At 71.0% G+C, this 20,200-nt stretch carries 18 protein-coding genes; 8 read left to right on the forward strand and 10 right to left on the reverse strand.

Translation table 11 applies throughout. The annotated features are described in order from the left end of the window. Positions 1 to 185: 185 nt before the first annotated feature. The 5 genes from asnB to ACFXBC_RS03910 form a co-directional block, all read right to left on the reverse strand. Positions 186 to 2,027, reverse strand: a complete 1,842-nt coding sequence (gene asnB, locus ACFXBC_RS03890; RefSeq protein WP_385018351.1) for an asparagine synthase (glutamine-hydrolyzing) — start codon at positions 2,025 to 2,027, stop codon at positions 186 to 188. Between the two features lie 594 nt (positions 2,028 to 2,621). Beyond that, positions 2,622 to 4,106, reverse strand: coding sequence for a hypothetical protein (locus ACFXBC_RS03895; protein WP_385018353.1), 1,485 nt, complete (start codon positions 4,104 to 4,106; stop codon positions 2,622 to 2,624). Positions 4,107 to 4,398: 292 nt separating this feature from the next. Continuing rightward, positions 4,399 to 5,139, reverse strand: a complete 741-nt coding sequence (locus tag ACFXBC_RS03900; protein ID WP_385018355.1) for a Clp protease N-terminal domain-containing protein — start codon at positions 5,137 to 5,139, stop codon at positions 4,399 to 4,401. 51 nt (positions 5,140 to 5,190) lie between these two features. After that, entirely contained in the window at positions 5,191 to 6,138 is a 948-nt protein-coding gene (locus ACFXBC_RS03905) for a DUF6397 family protein (RefSeq protein WP_385018357.1), read from the reverse strand. 132 nt (positions 6,139 to 6,270) lie between these two features. Continuing rightward, a complete protein-coding gene (locus ACFXBC_RS03910; RefSeq protein ID WP_385018359.1) occupies positions 6,271 to 6,684 on the reverse strand; it encodes a roadblock/LC7 domain-containing protein in 414 nt (137 codons plus the stop codon). Positions 6,685 to 6,824: 140 nt separating this feature from the next. Between ACFXBC_RS03910 and ACFXBC_RS03915 the strand changes: the two genes are divergently transcribed. Continuing rightward, on the forward strand, positions 6,825 to 7,253 hold the full coding sequence (locus tag ACFXBC_RS03915; RefSeq protein WP_385018361.1) for a PPOX class F420-dependent oxidoreductase: 429 nt from the start codon (positions 6,825 to 6,827) through the stop codon (positions 7,251 to 7,253). A 62-nt stretch (positions 7,254 to 7,315) separates the two neighbouring features. Here ACFXBC_RS03915 and ACFXBC_RS03920 read toward each other — a convergent pair whose 3' ends face one another. Next, the gene (locus ACFXBC_RS03920) at positions 7,316 to 7,690 is read right to left on the reverse strand and encodes a zf-HC2 domain-containing protein (RefSeq protein ID WP_385018363.1); all 375 of its coding nucleotides are present in this window, start codon (positions 7,688 to 7,690) and stop codon (positions 7,316 to 7,318) included. Positions 7,691 to 7,855: 165 nt separating this feature from the next. On the opposite strand from ACFXBC_RS03920, the gene ACFXBC_RS03925 reads away from it, so the two are divergent. Further along, a complete protein-coding gene (locus ACFXBC_RS03925) occupies positions 7,856 to 9,550 on the forward strand; it encodes a molybdopterin-dependent oxidoreductase (protein ID WP_385018365.1) in 1,695 nt (564 codons plus the stop codon). 67 nt (positions 9,551 to 9,617) lie between these two features. Further along, a complete protein-coding gene (locus ACFXBC_RS03930) occupies positions 9,618 to 10,109 on the forward strand; it encodes a peroxiredoxin (protein WP_385018367.1) in 492 nt (163 codons plus the stop codon). A gap of 74 nt (positions 10,110 to 10,183) precedes the next feature. On the opposite strand, the gene ACFXBC_RS03935 is transcribed toward ACFXBC_RS03930, so the two are convergent. Further along, on the reverse strand, positions 10,184 to 10,717 hold the full coding sequence (locus tag ACFXBC_RS03935; RefSeq protein ID WP_385018369.1) for a DUF4383 domain-containing protein: 534 nt from the start codon (positions 10,715 to 10,717) through the stop codon (positions 10,184 to 10,186). Positions 10,718 to 10,913: 196 nt separating this feature from the next. Here ACFXBC_RS03935 and ACFXBC_RS03940 point away from each other — a divergent pair, with 196 nt between their 5' ends. Then, positions 10,914 to 11,513, forward strand: coding sequence for a class I SAM-dependent methyltransferase (locus tag ACFXBC_RS03940; RefSeq protein ID WP_385018371.1), 600 nt, complete (start codon positions 10,914 to 10,916; stop codon positions 11,511 to 11,513). Between the two features lie 64 nt (positions 11,514 to 11,577). On the opposite strand, the gene ACFXBC_RS03945 is transcribed toward ACFXBC_RS03940, so the two are convergent. Continuing rightward, the gene (locus tag ACFXBC_RS03945; RefSeq protein WP_385018373.1) at positions 11,578 to 12,213 is read right to left on the reverse strand and encodes a LysE family translocator; all 636 of its coding nucleotides are present in this window, start codon (positions 12,211 to 12,213) and stop codon (positions 11,578 to 11,580) included. 243 nt (positions 12,214 to 12,456) lie between these two features. Here ACFXBC_RS03945 and ACFXBC_RS03950 point away from each other — a divergent pair, with 243 nt between their 5' ends. Continuing rightward, positions 12,457 to 13,458 carry a hypothetical protein gene (locus ACFXBC_RS03950; protein WP_385018375.1) on the forward strand — a complete coding sequence of 334 codons (1,002 nt, stop codon included), beginning with the start codon at positions 12,457 to 12,459 and terminating at the stop codon, positions 13,456 to 13,458. Between the two features lie 142 nt (positions 13,459 to 13,600). On the opposite strand, the gene ACFXBC_RS03955 is transcribed toward ACFXBC_RS03950, so the two are convergent. Together ACFXBC_RS03955 and ACFXBC_RS03960 are read right to left on the reverse strand one after the other, a co-directional pair. Further along, positions 13,601 to 13,783 (reverse strand): hypothetical protein, encoded by a 183-nt coding sequence (locus tag ACFXBC_RS03955; protein ID WP_266861614.1) that lies wholly within the window; start codon positions 13,781 to 13,783, stop codon positions 13,601 to 13,603. Between the two features lie 128 nt (positions 13,784 to 13,911). Beyond that, positions 13,912 to 14,973, reverse strand: coding sequence for a fatty acid desaturase family protein (locus ACFXBC_RS03960; protein WP_385018377.1), 1,062 nt, complete (start codon positions 14,971 to 14,973; stop codon positions 13,912 to 13,914). 187 nt (positions 14,974 to 15,160) lie between these two features. Here ACFXBC_RS03960 and ACFXBC_RS03965 point away from each other — a divergent pair, with 187 nt between their 5' ends. The 3 genes from ACFXBC_RS03965 to ACFXBC_RS03975 all read left to right on the forward strand — a co-directional run bounded on the left by ACFXBC_RS03965 (position 15,161) and on the right by ACFXBC_RS03975 (position 20,063). Beyond that, entirely contained in the window at positions 15,161 to 18,148 is a 2,988-nt protein-coding gene (locus ACFXBC_RS03965; protein WP_385018379.1) for a DEAD/DEAH box helicase, read from the forward strand. Next, positions 18,145 to 19,422, forward strand: coding sequence for an SWF or SNF family helicase (locus ACFXBC_RS03970; protein WP_385018381.1), 1,278 nt, complete (start codon positions 18,145 to 18,147; stop codon positions 19,420 to 19,422). The genes ACFXBC_RS03965 and ACFXBC_RS03970 overlap by 4 nt, the downstream gene beginning before the upstream one ends. A 293-nt stretch (positions 19,423 to 19,715) precedes the next feature. Next, complete coding sequence (locus tag ACFXBC_RS03975) at positions 19,716 to 20,063, forward strand: SH3 domain-containing protein (RefSeq protein WP_385018383.1); 348 nt, start codon at positions 19,716 to 19,718, stop codon at positions 20,061 to 20,063. Positions 20,064 to 20,200: the final 137 nt, after the last annotated feature.

Below are 20,200 nucleotides of genomic sequence, written 5' to 3' on the forward strand. Positions count from 1 at the left end.
GCCCGCCTTCCCCCCCCCCGTGCGGGGTTCCCGGGGGTGGGGGGCGTCCCCCGGCGGGGGGGGGCGGCGCCCGCGGGCCGCCCCCCCCCCCGGACAGCTCAGAAACCGGTCAGAAACCGGCCAGAACCCGCACAGAGACCGCTCAGGGATCGTTCGGAAGCGACTCAGGGAAGGTCCGGGAACGGTCAGGAGAATGTCAGCTCCGGCTTGTAGAGGTCGATCCAGAGCGCGAGGTCGAGGGTGCGCTCCAGGCCACGGCGGGAGGCCTGGGTGATCTGCGGGACGTCCCGCTGTGCCGCACGGCGCACCCGGTCCGTGTCGACCAGGTCGAAGACCGGGTGGGACGGCCTGGTCAGGAGATCCTTCGCGTGTTCCTGGAGAGCGAGGGCGTACTTGGGGTCCTGGGTGGAGGGGTACGGGCTCTTCACCCGGTCGTAGACCGACTTCGGCAGCACATCCGCCGTGGCTTCCCGCAGCAGGCTCTTCTCCCTGCCGTCGAAGGACTTCAGGGACCAGGGGGTGTTGTACACGTACTCGACCAGTCGGTGATCGCAGAACGGCACCCGCACTTCCAGACCGACCGCCATGCTGGCCCGGTCCTTCCGGTCGAGCAGTACGCGCACGAACCGGGTGAGGTGCAGATAGCAGATCTTGCGCATCCGGTACTCGAAGTCGCTCTCAACGGAGAGCCGTTGGATGCCGGAGACGGCTCCCGCATAGCTGTCCCGGATGTAGCCGGGCAGGTCCAGCTTGGCGCTCAGGTCCGGGCGCAGTACGTCGGAATCGTCCCCGAAGTGCTCGGAGAAGCGCACCAGCCAGGGGAACATGTCGGCGTTCCTGGCGCCCTCGTCGAAGAACTGCAGGTATCCGCCGAAGACCTCGTCGGCCGACTCCCCCGAGAGCGCCACCGTCGACTGCTCGCGGATGGCCTTGAAGAGGAGGTACAGCGAGGCGTCCATGTCGCCGAAGCCCATGGGCATGTCGCGTGCGGTGATCATACGGGCGCGCACATCGGGGTCGGCCAGCGCGTGCGAGTCGAGCACGATGTCCCGGTGGTCCGTGCCGGATGCCTTGGCGACGTCGTGGACGAACGGGGTGTCGGGCGTGCCTCGCAGTTCGTCGGCGACGAAGTTCTCGGCCTGGCCTACGAAGTCGACGGCGAAGCTTCGGACCGTCTCGTCGGTCTCGGCGAGCTGGCGGGCGGCTATCGCGGTCATCGCGGAGGAGTCGAGTCCCCCGGAGAGGAGCGTGCAGCGGGGCACGTCGGAGACGAGCTGCCTGCGGACGATGTCGTCGAGGAGCGTCCGCACATGGGCGATGGAGGTGTCCTGGTCGTCGGTGTGCGGCCGGGTCTCCAGGGACCAGTAGACATGCCGGCGCAGCCCGCCGTGGTCGACGGTCACGACCGTACCGGGCTCGACCTCGTGCATCCCGTCCCAGAAACCGTGGCCGGGGGTCTTGACCATGGCGAAGAGTTCGCGCATCCCGCTGAGAGAGACCTTGGGCCGGGCCAGCGGATTGGCGAGGATCGCCTTGGGCTCGGACCCGAACAGCACGCCGTCCGGGGTGGGGTAGTAGTAGAAGGGCTTGATGCCCATCCGGTCACGGATCATCACGAGCTTCTGGTGGCGACTGTCCCAGACAGCGAAGGCGTACATGCCGTTGAGGCGTTCGGCCACCCCTTCGCCCCACTCCAGATAACCGTGCAGCACGACCTCGGTGTCGGACTCGGTGACGAACCGGTGCCCGCGGCCGGTCAGTTCACGGCGCAACTCGGTGAAGTTGTACGCCTCGCCCGAGTAGACGATGGCCACGTCGCCCTGGTCGGTTTCCACGGTCATCGGCTGGCGGCCGCCGGGCAGGTCGATGATGGCGAGGCGGCGGTGCCCGAGACCCGCAGAACCGTTGATCCAGGTGCCGCGGTCGTCCGGGCCACGGCAGGCCATCGTCTCGGTCATTGCATCCAATGTTTCGGACTCGGCTCGCAGATCACGGTCGAAGGAGACCCAGCCGGTGATTCCACACATGTGATTCCTCCTGCTTCCGATCACGTCCGGAGCCTCCCGCCCCCGCGTTGATCAGCGGAAATACGGGGCGAACGGGCTGCGGAACCGGATCAGTTGTAATCAGCACCTATGTGACGAGCGTGAGTCACACGACTGCATGCAGTCAACGCACGGTTAACATTGCGGCCCTCCCCGACCCAGCCATTTCAGCCGTCCAGGGCTTCCGGTCGCTGCGAGCCCTGCCGGAGGAACCCCTGTCCTGCGCACCTCGTGGCCGCACTCCCGACCAGCGGAACGATGAGATCAAGCCACAGGCAAAGACTTCCTCAATCCCGGCGACCGTCTCGTTTCAGCACCGGTCCGTGCGCCCCGACGATCCGGTCGGCGCGCCCTCTCGCAGCGGGAGACGGGTATGCCCGCAGTGCCGGGCTTGTTCTTGGAACGACGGCAACAGTGCGCAGCGCATGGCGCATTGCCGCTGATTCTCGGCACTGCTGCTGACTCCTGGGCTGCTGCTCACTTCCGGGCCACTGCTCACTTCAGGGCAACTGCCGGCTCCAGGGGCTGCTACCGGCGCTCCCCTGATCTGATCGCGTGCCGCCCGATGACAGTTCTCTACGCCTGACGCGCCGCGCCGGGGACGCGGATCTCCAGCTGTTCCAGGCGCTGTTGCAGCAACTGGAGCGCACCGCGCTGGCGTCCGGGCACCCGGCGGCGCAGCCCGGCCAGGTCCGGGGCGAGCGTGCGGATCCGGGCGGAATCCGATATCAGCCCCCACTCGTGGTGCGCCCGGTCCACGGCGGCCTCGACCTCTGCGTCGTCCTCGGCCTGGCCGCTCTGCAGACGCGCGCCGGCGGCCATCAGCCATAGTTCGCAGCTGCGTCCGGCATCCCCGGCCAGGTGGGCGAGGTCGGCCCGGACCTCCAGCCAGTGCAGTGCCTGAGCCGAACCCGGCCCGTACGCACGCAACGCCTCACTCTCCCAGGCGGCAGCCGCGGCAGCCGCTTCGGTATGACGCCCGGCCCGCGCCGCCGAGAGTATCGCGGGATGCGGATCGGGGGCGGGGTCCGGCGGCGTGGAGACCTGGACCGCGACCGCGGAGGGGACACGGACGGGCGCCGAAGCGGCCGCCCCGGCGGGGGCGGCCGTGCGGTGAGGCCGGTCCGGGGCTGAGGCCGGGCCGGCCGGGTCCGGGTTTGCATTCGGGCCGACCGGGTTCGGGGCCGAAGCAGTCTCCCGGCTGAAATGTCGCGGGGCCGGGGCGGTGTTCTGGCCCGCCGGGCCCGGGGCCGAAGCGATCTCGCGGCCGAACTGCCGCGGAGCGGAGGCAGCGTCCAGACTGGACTGCTGTGGAGACGGGGCGGTGCCCGGGCCGGACCGCTCCGGAGCCGATGCAGTGTCCCTGCTGAACTGTGTTGGCACAGCGGCCCGTTCGTGCTGCGGTACGAGGCCGGGGTCTGCGGCTGCCGGGTGGCCTTCGCCAGCACTGAACAGCAGCGCGCCATCGGATCCGCCCCGGCTCACCGCCAGTTCGTGGAGCTGGTGCATCGGCGGCCTCGCTCCGGTACGCCAGATCTCGGCTATGGCCTTCAGATAGGTGGGTCCGGGCACCGTGCGGCGTCCGGGGGGCGGCGCGACTCGCCCGTACAACCGTACGCCGGGCCCGAGGCCGAAGCCCTCGCGCGTGAGCTGTCCCCAGGCTTCCGTGTCCGCCACCAGGTCGACGACCACGGTCGCCGTACCGGGCGGCCGGACGGCGAGTTCCGTCGCGAGCCAGTGCCAGGGCAGCCCGCTGTAACGCACGGTGGCCGCCGTGGTGCGGGCCAGCGCGAGGTGCACCAGCCGCTGTTTACGGTCGAGTTGCAGCTGGCCCGCGATGTACAGATGGAGCGGACCGGGGGCGGCAGCGACGGAACGCAGCCGGGTCAGGACCGTCTGCGGATCCATGGGGTCCGCGAGTTCGACGACGGTCGCGAGGGGGGTCCCGGTCAGCGCGCTCGGGGGCACCGCCGCGAGCGACGCCAGCACGGAGGTCGCGTCGGTCAGACGGCCCCTGCCCTCCGGTGCGGCCGCGAGCAGCAGGGCGGTCCCCGGTGTCATGTCGTCCCCTTTGAACACCAGAACCGTATCCGGTAGAAGGTGTGATCAGTACCGCAGCCGGTGGCTTCGGTACACCAGTCAGGGCCACGGCCCCCTCGGCCGACCGGACTTCAGCGCGCCCGCTCCCGCACGACGGGAGCGGACCCACCGAACCTACAGCGGGTGACACCGTCATCCGCCCCGGCGGCCTCCGCCGTGCGCCACCGCCTCAGCCGGCCACGGCCGAGGACCCGGTCAGGAACCGGTCAGGAACCGCACCGAAAGCCAGGCAGCACGCCCGAGCCCGCCCGGGTCACTTCTTTTCCATACCGGCGATGATCTCGGCCAGTGCGCGCGTGACATACGTTTCACTGACCTCCTTGCTGACGCCGAGCCCGGAGAGCACTCCCGCGCCGTCCTCGAACTCAAGCAGGGCGAGCAGGATGTGCTCGGTTCCGATGTAGTTATGGCCGAGCCGCAGAGCCTCCCGGAAGGTCAGTTCCAGTACCTTGCGCACAGCGGCGTCGTACGGGATCAGCTCGGGCACCGTCTCCGCTGCGGGCGGCAGCGCGGCGGAGACGGCTTCGCGCACGGTATTCAGTGGCACCCCCTGCGAATTGAGCGCTTGCGCGGCAAGCGCTTCGGGCTCGGTCAGGAGCCCGAGCGTCAGATGACCGACTCCGATTTCGGCGTTCCCCGCCGCGCGGGCTTCGTCCTGAGCCCCCGTCACGACGCTCTTCGCGCGCGGCGTGAAGCGGTCGAATCCCTGGCTGGGGTCGAGGGTCAGGGCTTCACCTGCCCCCTTGGGGACGAAGCGCTTCTGTGCGGCCTGCCGGGTCACCCCCATGCTCTTGCCGATGTCGGTCCAGGAGGCACCCGATCGCCGCGCCTGGTCGACGAAGTGACCGATCAGATGGTCGGCCACCTCCCCCAGGTGGTCGGCGGCGATGACCGCGTCGCTGAGCTGTTCCAGAGTGTCGGAGTGGACTGCCTTGATGGCCTCGATCAGGTCGTCGAGCCGGACCGGATTCGTCATGGGCTGCGGATTCACCATGCGACAACCCTAGGTTGACAGCGTCGAGGGTGTCAACCTTTGGTTGTCAGCTCAGGGCGGGTCCATGGAGGTGACCGACCGGCTCACCGGACCCCTCAGGGACTCCGGACGGCGCCACTTCGCCGGCAACGGCCCCGCCCGGCCGCCCCCTTGCCGCCGCGACACCGTGACGGAAGCGCCGGACCGGTCGGCCTCCTCACCCGGCCGGGGGGCGCCCAGGGCCGCGCGGGCCTCCTCCAGTGCCAGGATCAGACTCGTCCTGCACCAGAGGATCTCGTCCGGATCGTCCGGCGCCAGCAGCCGCTCGACCACCTCCCGAGCCGCCGGGGAGTCCGGGCGCACCACCACCGGATCCGGCCGGAGCCTGCTCAGATACGCGCGCTCGTACGGATCGTCCACCACCTCCGCGAGCTGCACCGGATCGAGCGCACCGGCCAGCACGGCCGCGCGGGCCCAGGCACCCTCCGCGCGCCGTAGCAACAGCGCCTGCCTTCGGCCCCGCCAGTTCCGCGCACGCCAGCCCTCCCCGGCCTCCACCCTGCCGCGCAGCGCTTCCGGAGCCCGGCCGGTGAGCAGCGCGGGCTGGTTCACCGCGAACTCCTCGACCTCGGCGGCGAGATACATCCAGACCACGGCCCGGTAGCGGTTCAGCCGGAACGAAATTGGCGTGAAGCAGCCCGCACGGGCCAGCCGGGTGAACCTGGCCCGGCTGACACCGATGAGCCCGGCCGCCTCGGCGGTCCCGACCGTTCGCACCCGCTCCCGCAGTGCGTCCGGGAACCCGTCCATGGCCCTGAGCCGGTCGATCTCCTCCATGGCGACCCGGCGCCGCGCGCCACCCGTGTCCGTCGTGACCCTGATATGGCCGAGCTGGACCGCAAGCTCGAACCGGTCCCGCTCCAGGCCCAGTTCTTCAGCGGCCCTACCGAAGGCCAGCCCCTTCCCCGCGCCCCCTGCCGCCGCGTTCACCTTGCCGCGGCCCGCTTCGGTTACAGCCATGACGCACTCCCCCGTAAACGAACGAATACTCTCTGTGATCAGAGTAGCCGGGGGAGCCCCACGCCCGGCCGGCCTGTGGAAAACTCCCGAGGCCAGAGCGGAAAGCGCAGGTCAGCGCGGCATTACCAGGAATTACCAGGTCGCGGACGAAGCGTCGTCGGGCTGTCTGGCGGCGACGGCGAGATGCTCGCCGACCCGGTTGACGAGCAGGGTCATCTCGTACGCGATCTGCCCGATGTCGGCCTCGGCCGTACTCAGGACCGCGAGGCAGCTGCCCTCCCCCGCCGCGGTGACGAAGAGGATCCCCTCGTCGAACTCGACCATCGTCTGGCGGACGCCGCCCGCGCGGAAGTGCCGCCCCGAGCCCTTGGCGAGACTGTGCAGACCGGATGCGACGGCGGCCAGATGCTCCGCGTCCTCCCGCGCCAGTTCTTTGCTCACCCCGGTGACCAGGCCGTCGTTGGACAGCACCAGCGCATATCTGACGTGCTCGACCCGGCTCGTCAGGTCGTCCAGCAGCCAGTCGAGTCCCTTGCTCAGTGCCATGTCCCGGCCCTCCCCGTTGATTCCGTTCCCCGGTCCCCCGAACTCCCGCCAGCCTTCACCACAGCCGCGCTTCGGGCAAGGAGACGCGTTCGGGGCGATTTCGGTTCGCGACCCGGCCGTACACGACCGATGATGTGGTCATGGCACAGCAGATGACCGAAGACCAGTGGCGGGCCTTTGTCTCGCACTCCACCCGCACCGGCAAGCTCTCGACCGTTCGCGCCGACGGGAGCCCGCACATCGCCCCGATCTGGTTCGTCCTGGACGGCCAGGACCTGGTGTTCAACACGGGCAAGGACACCGTCAAAGGGCGAAATCTGGCCCGCGACGGACGCGTTGCCCTGTGCGTGGACGACGACCGCCCGCCGTTCTCCTTCGTCGTTCTCCAGGGCCGCGCGACACTGAGCGAGGATCTGGCCGATGTGGGGCACTGGGCGGGCAGGATCGGAGCCCGGTACATGGGCGAGGACCGCGCGGCGGAGTTCGCCGAACGCAACGGCGTGGCAGGCGAACTCCTCGTCCGGGTGCGGATCGAGAAGGTTGTCGCCCTGGCCGACATGGCGGAATAGGCCCCCTCGCGCACCAGGGCATCCGGCGCCCTCGGCCCCGGCGTACCGAAAACGGCCGTGGTTCAGTACACGCCTGCCCTGCGGACCAGCGCGCGCCACCACGCGGAACGTGCCGGGCAGTGTCCGGGCGCGCGGCGCCGCGAGGGGCCGCCCATGAACCGTCCGAGCCCGCGACACCACCCGGGACCGGCCCTGAACCGTCCGGGCGGATCCTGCCGTACGCCCTGGATATCGTTGAGAAGCCGTTCCTTCAGCCCGGCGGGAACCCCCGTCCGCAGCGCGATCCCGAGCCTCGCCGCCGTGGCGGACAGCTCGTCCGCCTCCTGTGAGCACGGCGGGCACTCGGCGCAGTGCGCCCGGAACCTCGCCCGCTCGTCATCGGCGAGCGCGTGCAGCGCATATGCACCGATCGCCGTATGCGCGTCATCGACCGCCACCACACCTCCCGGACGTCCGACCGGCCGAAGTACCGGTATCCGTTTCACCTCGTGTTCGGTGGTGGGAGAGCCGGGGATTGGTCGCGGACGCCACAGGGTGGCCCCGGGCCGGTTGGCAGAGGGGCACAACCAATCCGCCGGACGGTCGGTGCCGAAGAAGACACCGTGACGAAATCTCCCAGCACATGGATCCGCGTCCCACTGGCAGCGCTGTGCGGTCTGCTCTCGGGCTATGCGGCGCTCGCCGTGGCCGAACTGGTATCGGCCGCCGTCCGTCCCGAGTCGGGGCCGGTCGTGGCAGTGGGCTCCGCCGCCATCGACCGCACTCCTCCGGCGCTCAAGGACTGGGCGATCCGGCACTTCGGCACCAACGACAAACTGGTTCTGCAGCTCGGCATCCTCGCGGTCCTCATCCTTCTGGCCGCCGCGCTCGGGATACTGGCGCTACGCCACCGCCCGGTCGGCGCCGCAGGTGTGCTGGTCTTCGGTGTCATCGGCAGCGTGGCGGCGACGAGCCGGCCCGACTCGACCGGTTTCTCGGACGCGCTGCCATCGGTGGTCGGCGCGGTCGTGGCGGCGGGCCTGCTGTACTGGCTGGCCGGCCGGCTCACCCAGGGCGCAGCGGATCCGGGCCCGGCCGCCACAGCCGATCCGGCTCCGGCCGCCTCCGGCCAGGGCGACCGCGACGCTCCGGAAGGGGACCGGGACACCCCGGACGAGGACCGCGACGCTCCGGAGAAGGCGGGGCACGAGGAGGAGCGGGGCTGGGACCGCCGTGGTTTCGTCATCGCCGCCACCGCGGCCGCCGCGGTGTCCACCGGGGCCGGAGTGCTGGGCAGGTCGCTCAACAACGCCAGCGGCGGCGACGCGGTGGCATCCCGGAACGCGGTCACGCTCCCCCGCCCCGCCTCCCCCGCCGCTCCCGTGCCCAAGGGCGCCCAGCTGCGGGTCCCGGGAATCAGCCCCTTCATCACGCCCAACGACGACTTCTACCGGGTGGACACCGCCCTGGTCGTCCCCAAGGTCGATGCCGGCAGCTGGAAGCTGCGCATCCACGGCAAGGGCGTCACCCGGCCCCTCACGGTCGACTTCATGAACCTGCTGCACCGGGACCTGATCGAGCGCACCATCACTCTGACCTGCGTGTCCAACGAGGTGGGCGGGGCGTACGTCGGCACCGCCCGCTGGATCGGGGTACGCCTCACAGATCTGCTCAAGGAAGCGGGGGTGAGGCCGCCGTCCAAGGGCGGCCCGGCCGATCAGCTGGTGGCGCGCTCGGTGGACGGGATGACGATCGGGAGTCCCGTCGAGGACGTCATGGACGGCCGCGACGCGATGCTCGTGGTGGGCATGAACGGCCAACCACTGCCGTTCGAGCACGGATTCCCGGTACGGATGCTCGTCCCGGGCCTGTACGGATACGTCTCGGCCTGCAAGTGGATCAAGGACATCGAACTCACGACGTTCGACGACTACGATCCGTACTGGGTGAAGCGGGACTGGTCGAAACGCGCGCCCATCAAGACCGAGTCGCGCATCGACACGCCCAAGCCGTTCGCCCGCCCCAAGACCGGCGAGACCGTGATGATCGCCGGGGTCGCCTGGGCCCAGCACCGCGGGATCGAGCGCGTCGACGTCCGTGTCGACGACGGTCCGTGGAGCCAGGCCCACCTCGCGTCGCAGGACACGACCGACACCTGGCGCCAGTGGTCCTTCCCCTGGAAGCCCACGTCGTCGGGCAGCCACACCCTGACCGTGCGGGCGACCGACCGCACCGGAGAAACGCAGACGTCCAAACGCACCAACACGATTCCGAACGGCGCGAGCGGCTGGCACTCGGTCGTGGTCACCGCGGAGTGACCCCCGTGGCCCCGGCACCGGCCGGATCGGCATACTCGGCGGTACCCGAACCTCTCTGGAGCGACTGATGGCATCAACACCCGCGCCCGGCCAGGCCATTGCGGATTTCACCCTCCCCGGCGGTGTCCTCAGGGACGACGTCTTCGAGCGGCGGGACTTCGTACTGAGCGAGCAGCGCGGGCATCCGCTGGTCCTGGCGTTCTACCCCGGCGACGACACCAGCGTCTGCACCAAGCAGCTGTGCGCGTACTCCAGCGGCCTCGAAACCTTCACGGACTGCGGCGCCGAGGTCTGGGCCATCAGCCCGCAGAGCGTGGACAGCCATGAGGAGTTCGCCCGGAAGTACGGTCTCCGGATGCCGCTGCTCGCCGACACCGACCGGTCCGTGGCGCGGGCCCTCGGCATCGCGGCTCCGGGCATCGGCCTGCGCCGTGCCGTGTTCCTCGTCGCCCCGGACGGCACGCTCCACTGGAAGCATGTGGCGCTGCTGGGTGCCACGTTCCAGTCGACGGAGACGCTGGCCCGGCAGCTCGCCGGTCTCGGTGCGGCCGGGAGCTGACCCGGAACAGCGACGGGCAGACCGGGGCCCCGACGTAACCGGTGGCTGACCCGGTACGGCCACGGGCAGGCGCGTCAGCGAGTGGCAGCCTGCCGTTCGCGCCGCTCGTGCCTCTCGTGCCGGGCGCGCCAGTACGGATTGTCGTGCGGGAGGCCGCCGGACACCCGGCCGTACATCCCGAAGGTCATCAGCAGGAGTCCGACCACAAAGCTGAACAGGACGTTCTGCATGTGGAACGCCAGGAAGTTGGCGCTGGTGCCGATCAGTGCCAGGTTGACGAACCCGCTGATGATGAAGAGGACGCCGATGACCATGTTGAGCATCGACGAGATGTTTCCGCCGATGACAGAGCCCGCGAGCAGGATCAGGCCGATCACGATCGACAGGACGCTCAGCGCTCCGTTGGTGTTCAGTCCGGCGACCATGTCCCCGCCGGTGCTGAAGAACCCGATCTTGTCGATCATCCCGAGTATGCCGAAGACCAGCAGGGCGAGCCCCATGAGACCGGCCCCGAAGCGGTAGACCCGGCTCAGCTTGTGGTCGACCGGCAGATGCTCGTCCAGGACGAAACGGTTTCGGGGAGCGTGCGCGGTATGGCTCGTAGCCATCTCTGATCCTCCTCCGTTGCCGGCGGCACCCCACCCCGGTCGGCCGCTCAGGAGGGACCGACGGGCCGGTATGCCCCTTTTGCTGCTTTTCATGGTATTCGATGCGGTGCGACATGGAGATGGGAGCGGCCGGACGGGAGCGGCCGCATACCCGGCGCTCAGCCGTCCCGGGTCCTGGCCGGGGGATCATCTCCCCATGACCGATGACCACACACACGTCCAGGAGTTCTTCGGCGCCCGCGCCGCCGACTGGGACAGCCGGTTCCCGGACGACGGGCCCGCCTACGCGGCCGCCGTCGCGGACATGGGGCTGCGCCCCGGTGACGCCGTTCTCGACGCGGGCTGCGGTACCGGGCGGGCGCTGCCCGCGCTGCGCGAGGCGGTCGGGGCGGCGGGGGTCGTCATCGGGGCCGACCTGACGCCCGGGATGCTGGAGGCGGCGGTAAAAGCGGGGCGGCATCGCGACGCCCAGCTGCTGCTCACGGATGCCGCCCGGCTGCCCGTGCTCACGGAATCGCTGGACGCCGTGTTCGCCTCGGGGCTGATCGCGCATCTGCCCCACCCCGAGGACGGGGCACGGGAGCTGGCCCGCACCGTCAAACCGGGCGGCCGGCTTGCGCTGTTCCATCCGATCGGCCGGGCGGCACTGGCGGCCCGGCAGAAGCGCCGGCTCTCCGAGGACGACCTGCGCGGTGAGAGGCGACTGCGGGCGCTGCTCGCCGCCTCGGGGTGGCGGATGACCTCGTACACCGACGAGCCGGACCGCTTTCTCGCACTGGCGGTGCGCCAGGGCTAGCAGTCTCTGTTCGGACCGGGCAGGGCGCCCGGAGCCGGGTCCTGCGGGGCGTTCGCGGACAGCCCTATACCGCCTCGACCGCGGTACCGATGCCCAGTGCCACCAGGACCACGGCAGCCGCCCGTTCCAGGACGGTATTGACGCGCGGGCGGCGCAGCCAGGACAGCATGCGAGTCGCGAACGCCGCGACGAGGCTCAGCCAGAGGGCCGCGATCACGGCGTCGATGACACCGAAGACCAGGGTCATCGAGAGGGGTGCGTGGCCGTCGGGGAGGAATTGCGGGACCACGGCCACGAAGAAGATGCCCACCTTGGGATTGAGCACACAGCTCAACAGCCCCTGCCGGAAGGCCCGTCCATGGGTGGGGGCGAAACCGGCCGGCTCCCGTACGCCCTCCAGTTGGTCCACGGCGCCGCGGCGCGAGGCCCACAGGCTCTGCGCACCCAGGAAGACGAGATACGCCGCACCGGCCAGCCGCACACCAACGAGCGCCGCGTCCCACCGCTGCAGTGCCGCCGCCAGTCCGACGGCGGCGGCCACCGCCCCGGCGAGCGAGCCCGACGCCGCTCCCAGCGCGGTGGCGATCCCCGAGAAGCGGCCGACCCGCATGCAGTTGCGCAGGACGAGGAGAGTGTCGGGGCCGGGTGCCACCGTGACCAGCAGGGCGAAGAGAGCGAAGCTGACGAAGGCGGTCGTCACGGCAGGCCCCTGTCCTGGCGGGGAGAAACGGAAACGGAGCCGCACACCCCGCTCCGGTCATCCTAATCGGCACAGGACCGCCGGACAGGCCCCGGGGCGGCGCTGCGGACGCGGCGGCCGGCGGCCCGGCACCGATGCATCACCGAGGCTTCACAAGCGGAGAACTTTCCTCCGATTCACCACTCGACGGTGGCGTTACTGACTGGTTAGGGTGCGCCGACGACTGATCAACAGGAGGCTCCAGTGACGGGGACGGCCGATACCGGCGACGACGCACTCTATGTCCTGACTGCGGTTCTGCTGACCCCAGCACAGTTCCCGAGCGTGCTCGGCGACGACTTCCCCTCGGCCTGCCGCTCGCTCGGGCTGGAGACCCGTACCGACGGTTACGGGATGGTCCTGGGGCAGGACGGCACGGGCGCGCGGTGGACCGTGGTCATCGACGATGTGTCGCTGGTCGCCGTGGCCATCGCGTCCTGGGACTGCGGCATGGAATACGACCTGTCGCCGGACGACCGCTCGATCGTCGCCTCGCTCCCGGGATGGCCGCTCGATGTCGCTGTCGCCGCCCCGGGAGTACCCGCGCCGCACGACCCCTTCGATCTGCCCGAGGGCGTCCCCGCTCCGCTCTCGCCGCCCTCGTCGGACGTCTGGGGCCCGGCGCAGCGCCGACTCGGCGCCGACGAGATCGCGCTGCAGTGGACACAGTGGCGGGACCAGATCGGCGAGGACGAGATCTTCGTCCCCGTCGCTCCCGCAGAATCGCCCGCCCCGGAGGCGGCAGGGGCCCAGGAGCAGCGGCTGGGGCAGCGGGAGGAGCAGGGCGAACGCCAGGAGCCCGCGAGGGGCCAGGAGCCCGCGAGGGGCCAGGAAACCGGCTCTTCCGGGGCTTCGGCGGAACCGGGAGAGCGCACGCATTCCACGGGCCCCGCAGCCGACTCCGGTGCCGAAGCCGACTCCGGTGCCGGAGAGCGGAAGCCGGGCCCTGTCCGCCACGTCATCGACGAGCTGCGGGCCTATCTGGACACACCGCCACCCCTCGGGCGCATCAGGTCGGCCTTCGCGCCGGGCGGTGCCCGCACGCTGCGCGCGGACGGCCCCGGCTGGTCACTGGTGGCCAGGACCGACGACATGGCCTTCGTGCTCCTCGACGACCAGCCGGGCGATGTGGTGCCGATCGGCAGGGGCCCTGCTCTGCCGTCGCTCCTTGAGGCCCTGGAGAAGCTGGCGGTGCGCCCCGCCTGACCGGGACAACGGCGGGCTCCCCCCGCTGGATCCGGGCAGCACTCCGTACAGCTCCGGCGGATATGCGGTGCACGGCCCCAATGGCCCTGCGCACCCCGGCCGGGGCCGCATCCGCCGGGGCCGCATCCGACGGGGCCGTGGATCAGCGGCCTATCTCCTTGCGGGTGATCCTGCGCAGCCTCCTGCGCTGGCTGGGGTCGAGCAGCAGATAGGCGACCACAGGCACTCCGACCAGGACCAGCAGCCCCGGAAGGAATCCGATGAGCATCATCAGGATGATGCCGGCGACCACGCCGCCGACGGCGATCATTGCGGGCTTGGACATCAACGCCTCCTCAGCGGCTGATGCCGCTCTCTCTATTCAGTAAAACGCACGGGTGTGCCCAGCGGTTCCGGCCCGGGTTTGGGCCGGGGTCTGGGCCCGGTTACGGCCCGGGTTCCTGCCCGGCGCCGCTAGGACGCGCGCAGCGGCTCTCCGACCTCGTGCATATGGGCCAGCGCCTGCCGGTAGGAGTCGATCAGGGAGGTCTGCGCGTACGGCATCCCCAGCGACCGGCAGTGCGCGCTCACCAGCGACTGGGCGAGCCGCAGATGGGGCCTGGGCATGCTCGGGAAGAGATGGTGCTCGATCTGGTAGTTGAGCCCACCGAGGAACCAGTCGGTGAGCGGCCCGCCCCGTACGTTGCGAGAGGTCAGCACCTGGCGCTGCAGATGCCCCCAGCGCTCGCCGTCCGGGTCAGGCATCTCCATACCCTTGTGGTTCGGGGCGAAGGTCATCCCGAGGTGCAGCCCGAACAGGGCGTGGTGGACCAGCGCGAAGACCACGGCCTTGCCGGGGGACATGGCTGTCAGCAGGAGTGCGGCGTATCCGGCGATGTGCGCCAGGAGCAGCAGGCCCTCGACGGCCTGTTCGCCGTCCGGCCTGCGGCGCCCGTCCCGCTTCTGCCAGGTCAGCACCGTCCGGAATCCGGAGACCTTCAGGGCGATGCCTTCGAGCAGCAGCAGGGGGAAGAAGAGCCGCGCCTGGTTACGGGTGAGCCAGCGGGAGAGGCCCTCGCGCTCAGCCGCCTGCCGCTGTGTCCAGACCATGACACCGACACCTACATCGGGGTCCTTGTCGACATGGTTGGGATTGGCGTGGTGACGGTTGTGCTTGTCGTTCCACCAGCCGTAGCTCATACCGAGCAGCAGATCGCTGTGGAGGAATCCGACAGCCCGGCTCACCCTGCGGTCGCCGGATATCTGCGCGTGTCCCGCGTCGTGGCCGATGAAGGCGGTGCGCGACCAGAGGACGGCCAGCGGGAGCGCCAGCAGGAGGGTCCACCAGGAGTCACCGGCCAGGATCACGGCGGCGGCCGTCGCGGCGAGGGCCAGCAGGTTGGTGCTCATGCTGAGGAGATACCAGCCGGTGCGCCGCTCCAGGAGCCCCTGCGCCTTCACCGCTCTCAGGAGGGGGGCGAAGTCGCTGCCCGTCCTCTGCTCGGGTTCCGCGAGCAGTGCGGCGGTCTGTGACATGTCGGTCTCCGGTCTGTTGGCCCCTGCGCTGACCTCATAAAACGTAGAGTTCAGGGGTGTCGCGGACCATGGCGCCACCACCCGGCCGTGTGAGGGGGCCAGCCCCCGGCGGAAGAGGGGGTGCTACCCCCACCCTGTGCGGAACCGGTTCTGCCGCATCCGCGGAACGTCCCCGCCGGCCTCTGCGATGAGGTACTCTCAGCGATCCCGAACCGCAGTAGTCAAATTTGAGGAATGCGCTATCGCTGTGCAAGGACTCTCCACGGCAACGCTCTCCACAACGCTCTCCGAGATCTCCCCGCTCTCCCGCTGCTCCGCGGCCTTCCTGCCTGCCGACCCGGCGCGTACCGGTCGAATCGCCTTCTGGTGCCCCGACGGGAGCGAGCCGCCGACGGGGCCTGGCCCCACCGAGGAACTGCTGGTCACCGATGGCGGAGCGCATCCGTACCCGGTGCGTGCGACGGTGCTGACCGTACGGGAGGCCCTGCCCGTGCTCACCCGTGGCCGGGCCGGGCCGCAGGCGTCCGCGGCCGTTGCGTTCTGGGGGTCTTCCGCGCTGCTCGCGCTGCAGCTCGCCGCCCGCGGGCGGCTGCTGCCGGGGCTCAGCGCCGGTGGCTACGAGACCTGGCGGGCAGGACCGCTCGACGCGGCGGATCTGGTCCGTGTAAGGGAACTCGCCGCGGCCATGCCGCCCACCGCACGCGCGGTAGTGCCCGACCCGGCGTCCGGCCCCGTACTCCTGCCCGCGTCGGAGCCGTTGGTGCGCGCTTTCCTGGACGCCGTGGCGGACGGTCTGCCGCGGACGCCCGCCGCGTCCCTGGCGGCGGGAAGCCCCGCCTTCACAGCCGACGGACCGATGAAGCTGCCGGAGCAGCAGGCCTGGGCCGCCGATGTCGCAGCCGGGCAGGACGCCGGTGTCCGGATCTCCCTGCGGGTGGAGGTGACCGGGCTGTCCACCGCGGACGCGGAGAGCGGCGAAGGGCCGGCCTTCCGGGCGGTGCTGCAGATGCACGGCGTCGGCGATCCCTCCCGCACGGCGGACGCCTCGGCCGTCTGGGCGGGATCGGCACCCGGCTTCGGCCCGCGGGCCCGGATGGACGCCCTGCTCGCCCTGCGCCGGGCGGCCCGCGCCTGGGCGCCGCTCACACCTCTGCTCTCGGCCGCCGTGCCCGACGCGGTCGAGCTGGCCGACGAGGAGGTCGCCGAGCTGCTCGGCGAGGCCGCGCGGGCGCTCTCCGCCGGAGGGGTACGGGTCCACTGGCCGAAGGAGTTCTCCCGGACGCTCACCGCGCGGGCCGTTATCGGCGCCGCGGACGACAGCCCCGGTCCGGCCACCGATGCCGGTACCGGTAGCGCACGCGTGACCGCTACCGATACCGCACGCGCGGCCGGGAACCACGCAACGGACCTGCCGTCCATGCTCTCCGCCGGCTCCCTGTTCGCCTTCGACTGGCGCTTCACCCTGGGTGATCAGCAGCTGAGCCGCGCCGAACTCGACCAGCTCGCCGAGGCGAGCAGGCCGGCCGTGCGGCTGCGCGACCGCTGGGTGCTGATCGACCCGGAGGAGATGCGCCGCGCCCGCGACAGCAAGAGCCGCGCCGTCGCCCCCATCGAGGCGCTGGGGGCCGCATTGGCCGGCTCGGCCGATATGGACGGGCAGCAGGTGGAAGTCACGGCGACCGGCCCGCTGGCACGGTTGCGCGACCGCCTCACCGACCCGGAGGGCACCGGACAGCAGACCGTCGGACAGCCGGCGGCGCTCCAGGCCGCCCTGCGTGACTACCAGTTGCGCGGACTGAACTGGCTGCACCGGATGACCTCGCTCGGTCTCGGCGGCTGCCTCGCCGACGACATGGGGCTCGGCAAGACCATCACCCTGATCGCCCTGCATCTGCACCGGCAGGGCGACCCGGAATCGGCGGGCCCCACCCTGGTGGTCTGTCCAGCCTCCCTGATGGGCAACTGGCAGCGGGAGATCGAGAAGTTCGCGCCGGGCACTCCCGTACGCCGCTTCCACGGCGCGGCACGGAGCCTGGAGCACCTGGCCGACGGGGAGTTCGTCCTCACCACCTACGGCACCATGCGGCTGGACGCCGAACGGCTCGCCGGTGCCCCGTGGGGTCTGGTCGTCGCCGACGAGGCACAGCATGTGAAGAATCCGTACTCCGCAACGGCCCGGCAGCTGCGGACCATCGCCACCCGGGCCCGGGTGGCTCTCACCGGCACCCCGGTGGAGAACAACCTCTCCGAGCTGTGGGCGATCCTCGACTGGACCACACCCGGTCTGCTGGGGAGGCTGGGCGCGTTCCGTACGCGCTACGCCCAGGCCGTCGAGGGCGGGAACGACCCGGCGGCCACGGAACGGCTCGCCCGGCTGGTCGCGCCGTTCCTGCTGCGCCGGCGCAAGTCCGATCCGGGAATCGCGCCCGAGCTGCCGCCGAAGACGGAGACCGACCGCGCGGTGGCACTCACCAGGGAGCAGACCGGTCTGTACGAGGCGGTGGTACGGGAGACCCTCGCGGAGATCTCCGCGGCCGACGGTTTCGCCCGCCGCGGTCTCGTGGTGAAACTGCTGACGGCGCTGAAGCAGATCTGCAACCACCCCGCCCAGTACCTCAAGGAGGAGCAGCCTCTCGTCCAGGGCCGCTCGGGCAAGATCGAGCTGCTGGACGAACTGCTCGACACGATCCTCGCCGAGGGCGCGGGGGTGCTCGTCTTCACCCAGTACGTGCGGATGGCGCGGCTCATCGAGCAGCATCTGACGGCCCGTGGGGTGCCCACCCTGCTGTTGCACGGCGGGACGCCGATCGCCCGGCGCCAGAACCTGGTGGACCGCTTCCAGGCCGGCGAAGTGCCGGTGTTCCTGCTGTCGTTGAAGGCCGCGGGCACCGGGCTCAACCTGACCCGGGCCGAGCATGTGGTGCACTTCGACCGCTGGTGGAACCCGGCCGTCGAGGCCCAGGCCACCGACCGTGCCTACCGCATCGGACAGAACCGGCCCGTGCAGGTCCACCGGCTGATCGCCGAGGGGACCATCGAGGACCGGATCGCCGGCATGCTCGACCGCAAGCGCGAACTGGCCGATGCGGTGCTCGGCGGCGGTGAGGCCGCGCTGACCGGGCTGACCGACGCCGAACTGGCCGATCTGGTGGAGCTGCGAGGGAGTGGACGATGAGTGGTACGGACGCACCGGAGCGCACTTTCGCCGCCCTGGCACCGCGTGAGGGCCGTGCTTTCGCCGGAACCTGGTGGGGCCGGGCCTGGCTGAAAGCCCTGGAGGACACGGCTCTCGACGGCGGGCAGCTGAAGAAGGGCCGCGGATACGCCCGCCGGGGCGCCGTCGGAGCGATGACCGTGCGGCCGGGGCGGATCACCGCTGTCGTACGGGACCCGGACTCGGCGCGCTACCGCAGTGATGTGCTGCTGCAGCAGCTGAGCGACCAGGAGTGGGACCGGTTCCTCGGGATGGCGGTGGAGAGCGCGGGGCACATCGCGGCGCTCCTCGACCGTGAGATGCCGCCGCACCTGGTGGAGGACGCAGCAGCGGCCGGGGTGGAACTGCTGCCGGGGCCCGGTGATCTGGAGCCGGAGTGTTCCTGCGACGCGTGGGACCACTGCCCGCACACGGCCGCGCTCGGCTATCAGGTGGCGCGTCTCCTCGACGAGGATCCCTTCGTACTGCTCCTGATACGCGGACGGGGTGAGCGGGAGCTCCTTGACGAGTTGCAGAGGCGCAGCGCGGGCCAGGCGGCCGGCCAGGCGAGCGCCGGGGCGTGCGGGGAGGACGACGAGCCGGGGGGCGTGCGGGCCGACGAGGTGTTCGCGGCCCTGGCCACATTGCCGCCGCTGCCCGCGCCGCCGCCGGTCCCGGACGCACCGGGCCGGCCTCCTTCGCTGGAAACGGAGAGCGGCCCCGGGCCGGGTCTGGACCCCGGAGCGCTGGAGTTCCTCGCAGCCGACGCGGCCCGTAGAGCAGCGGTCCTGCTGACCGAAGCGCTCTCCCCGGGCCATGAACACCACCCGCTGACAACGGAGTTGACGCCGCAGCAGGATGCCGTACGGCTGGCCGTCGCGGCCCCGGACGCGCGGCTGGTGGAACGTCTCGCCGCAGGCTCGGGCCGGAGCCGCGCCGGGCTGGACATGGCCGTCCGGGCGTGGCGCTGCGGCGGCCCGGCCGCGCTCTCCGTACTGGAGGAACGGTGGACCCCGGACCCCGAGGGACTGGCGCGGGCACGCGCCCAGCTCGACGGGGCGTGGGAACAGGGGGCCTGTCCGCGGTTCGAACGGGAGGACAACCGCTGGACCGTGGTGGGCGCCGGTGCACAGCTGCGCTACGCACCGGACGGGCGCTGGTGGCCCTATCGCGAGGAGCGGGGCGGCTGGGTCCCTGCCGGGCCCGCCGATCCGGACCCGGCGACGGCGCTGGCCCTCACGGCCGAGGACGGGTGACACCGGCGGCGGGTACCGGAGCGGTCGTCACCCCCGAACAGCGGGTAGTGGGGCGCCCCTTGCCGCCGAAGGACGGGAGGGAGCGGCCCCCGGTCACCGGCGCACACGGCCATGATCCCTGCGCGCCGGGAACACCGGTCCGCGCACCCGCCCTCCCGGGCGATTGAACGGCCTGTCTGACCTGCGGCAACGTAGTCCGGGCCGGTTCAGGGGAGCGGAGAGCGGCTGCGCTCCCCTGAACCGGGTCCAGCGATTCCGTCATCCGGACCGCAGTTCATGAACGGGAGAGAGACATGATCCGCAACGGTACGAAGCGCGCACTGGCCATCGGCGGTGTGAGCGCCGCCCTGCTCGGTGCCACGGTGCTGGGCGCGGCGCCCGCACTGGCCGACACCTCGGTCACCGCGTGGACGCACGGCAGCGTCCACGCCGGGCCGGCCTCAGGTGAGCGCGTGGTGAGCTACGTGAACGCCAACTACAGCTACAACGCGGCCTGCTGGCTCGAAGGCGATCTGGTCCGCGACAAGGGGATCAGCAACCGCAACTGGGTGCGGCTCAAGCTCAACAGCGGCGGCGTCGGGTACGTCAGCGCGATCTACCTCAAGGGCAACGACAAGGGCAATGTGCCCAACCACTGCTGATGCGGGGTGATCCGGGCTGACCGGGCCGATCCGGGCCCGTCGCCCTCGCCCGGCGATGACGACGGCGCCCCCCCACACCCGGGGCGGCGCGCGCCGCCCCCCCCCCCCCCCCCCCCCCCCCCCCCCGCGCGCGCACC

Source organism: Streptomyces sp. NPDC059398, from assembly GCF_042751845.1.
GTDB lineage: Bacteria > Actinomycetota > Actinomycetes > Streptomycetales > Streptomycetaceae > Streptomyces.

Bases quoted from the DNA above. Each gene is read 5' to 3' on its own strand.
- ACFXBC_RS03955 (WP_266861614.1), bottom strand. From the start codon at position 13,783: ATGTCCAAGCCCGCAATGATCGCCGTCGGCGGCGTGGTCGCCGGCATC.
- asnB (WP_385018351.1), bottom strand. From the start codon at position 2,027: ATGTGTGGAATCACCGGCTGGGTCTCCTTCGACCGTGATCTGCGAGCC.
- ACFXBC_RS03930 (WP_385018367.1), top strand. From the start codon at position 9,618: ATGGCATCAACACCCGCGCCCGGCCAGGCCATTGCGGATTTCACCCTC.
- ACFXBC_RS03900 (WP_385018355.1), bottom strand. From the start codon at position 5,139: ATGGTGAATCCGCAGCCCATGACGAATCCGGTCCGGCTCGACGACCTG.
- ACFXBC_RS03910 (WP_385018359.1), bottom strand. From the start codon at position 6,684: ATGGCACTGAGCAAGGGACTCGACTGGCTGCTGGACGACCTGACGAGC.
- ACFXBC_RS03940 (WP_385018371.1), top strand. From the start codon at position 10,914: ATGACCGATGACCACACACACGTCCAGGAGTTCTTCGGCGCCCGCGCC.
- ACFXBC_RS03965 (WP_385018379.1), top strand. From the start codon at position 15,161: ATGAGGTACTCTCAGCGATCCCGAACCGCAGTAGTCAAATTTGAGGAA.
- ACFXBC_RS03960 (WP_385018377.1), bottom strand. From the start codon at position 14,973: ATGTCACAGACCGCCGCACTGCTCGCGGAACCCGAGCAGAGGACGGGC.
- ACFXBC_RS03915 (WP_385018361.1), top strand. From the start codon at position 6,825: ATGGCACAGCAGATGACCGAAGACCAGTGGCGGGCCTTTGTCTCGCAC.
- ACFXBC_RS03935 (WP_385018369.1), bottom strand. From the start codon at position 10,717: ATGGCTACGAGCCATACCGCGCACGCTCCCCGAAACCGTTTCGTCCTG.
- ACFXBC_RS03905 (WP_385018357.1), bottom strand. From the start codon at position 6,138: ATGGCTGTAACCGAAGCGGGCCGCGGCAAGGTGAACGCGGCGGCAGGG.
- ACFXBC_RS03895 (WP_385018353.1), bottom strand. From the start codon at position 4,106: ATGACACCGGGGACCGCCCTGCTGCTCGCGGCCGCACCGGAGGGCAGG.
- ACFXBC_RS03975 (WP_385018383.1), top strand. From the start codon at position 19,716: ATGATCCGCAACGGTACGAAGCGCGCACTGGCCATCGGCGGTGTGAGC.
- ACFXBC_RS03970 (WP_385018381.1), top strand. From the start codon at position 18,145: ATGAGTGGTACGGACGCACCGGAGCGCACTTTCGCCGCCCTGGCACCG.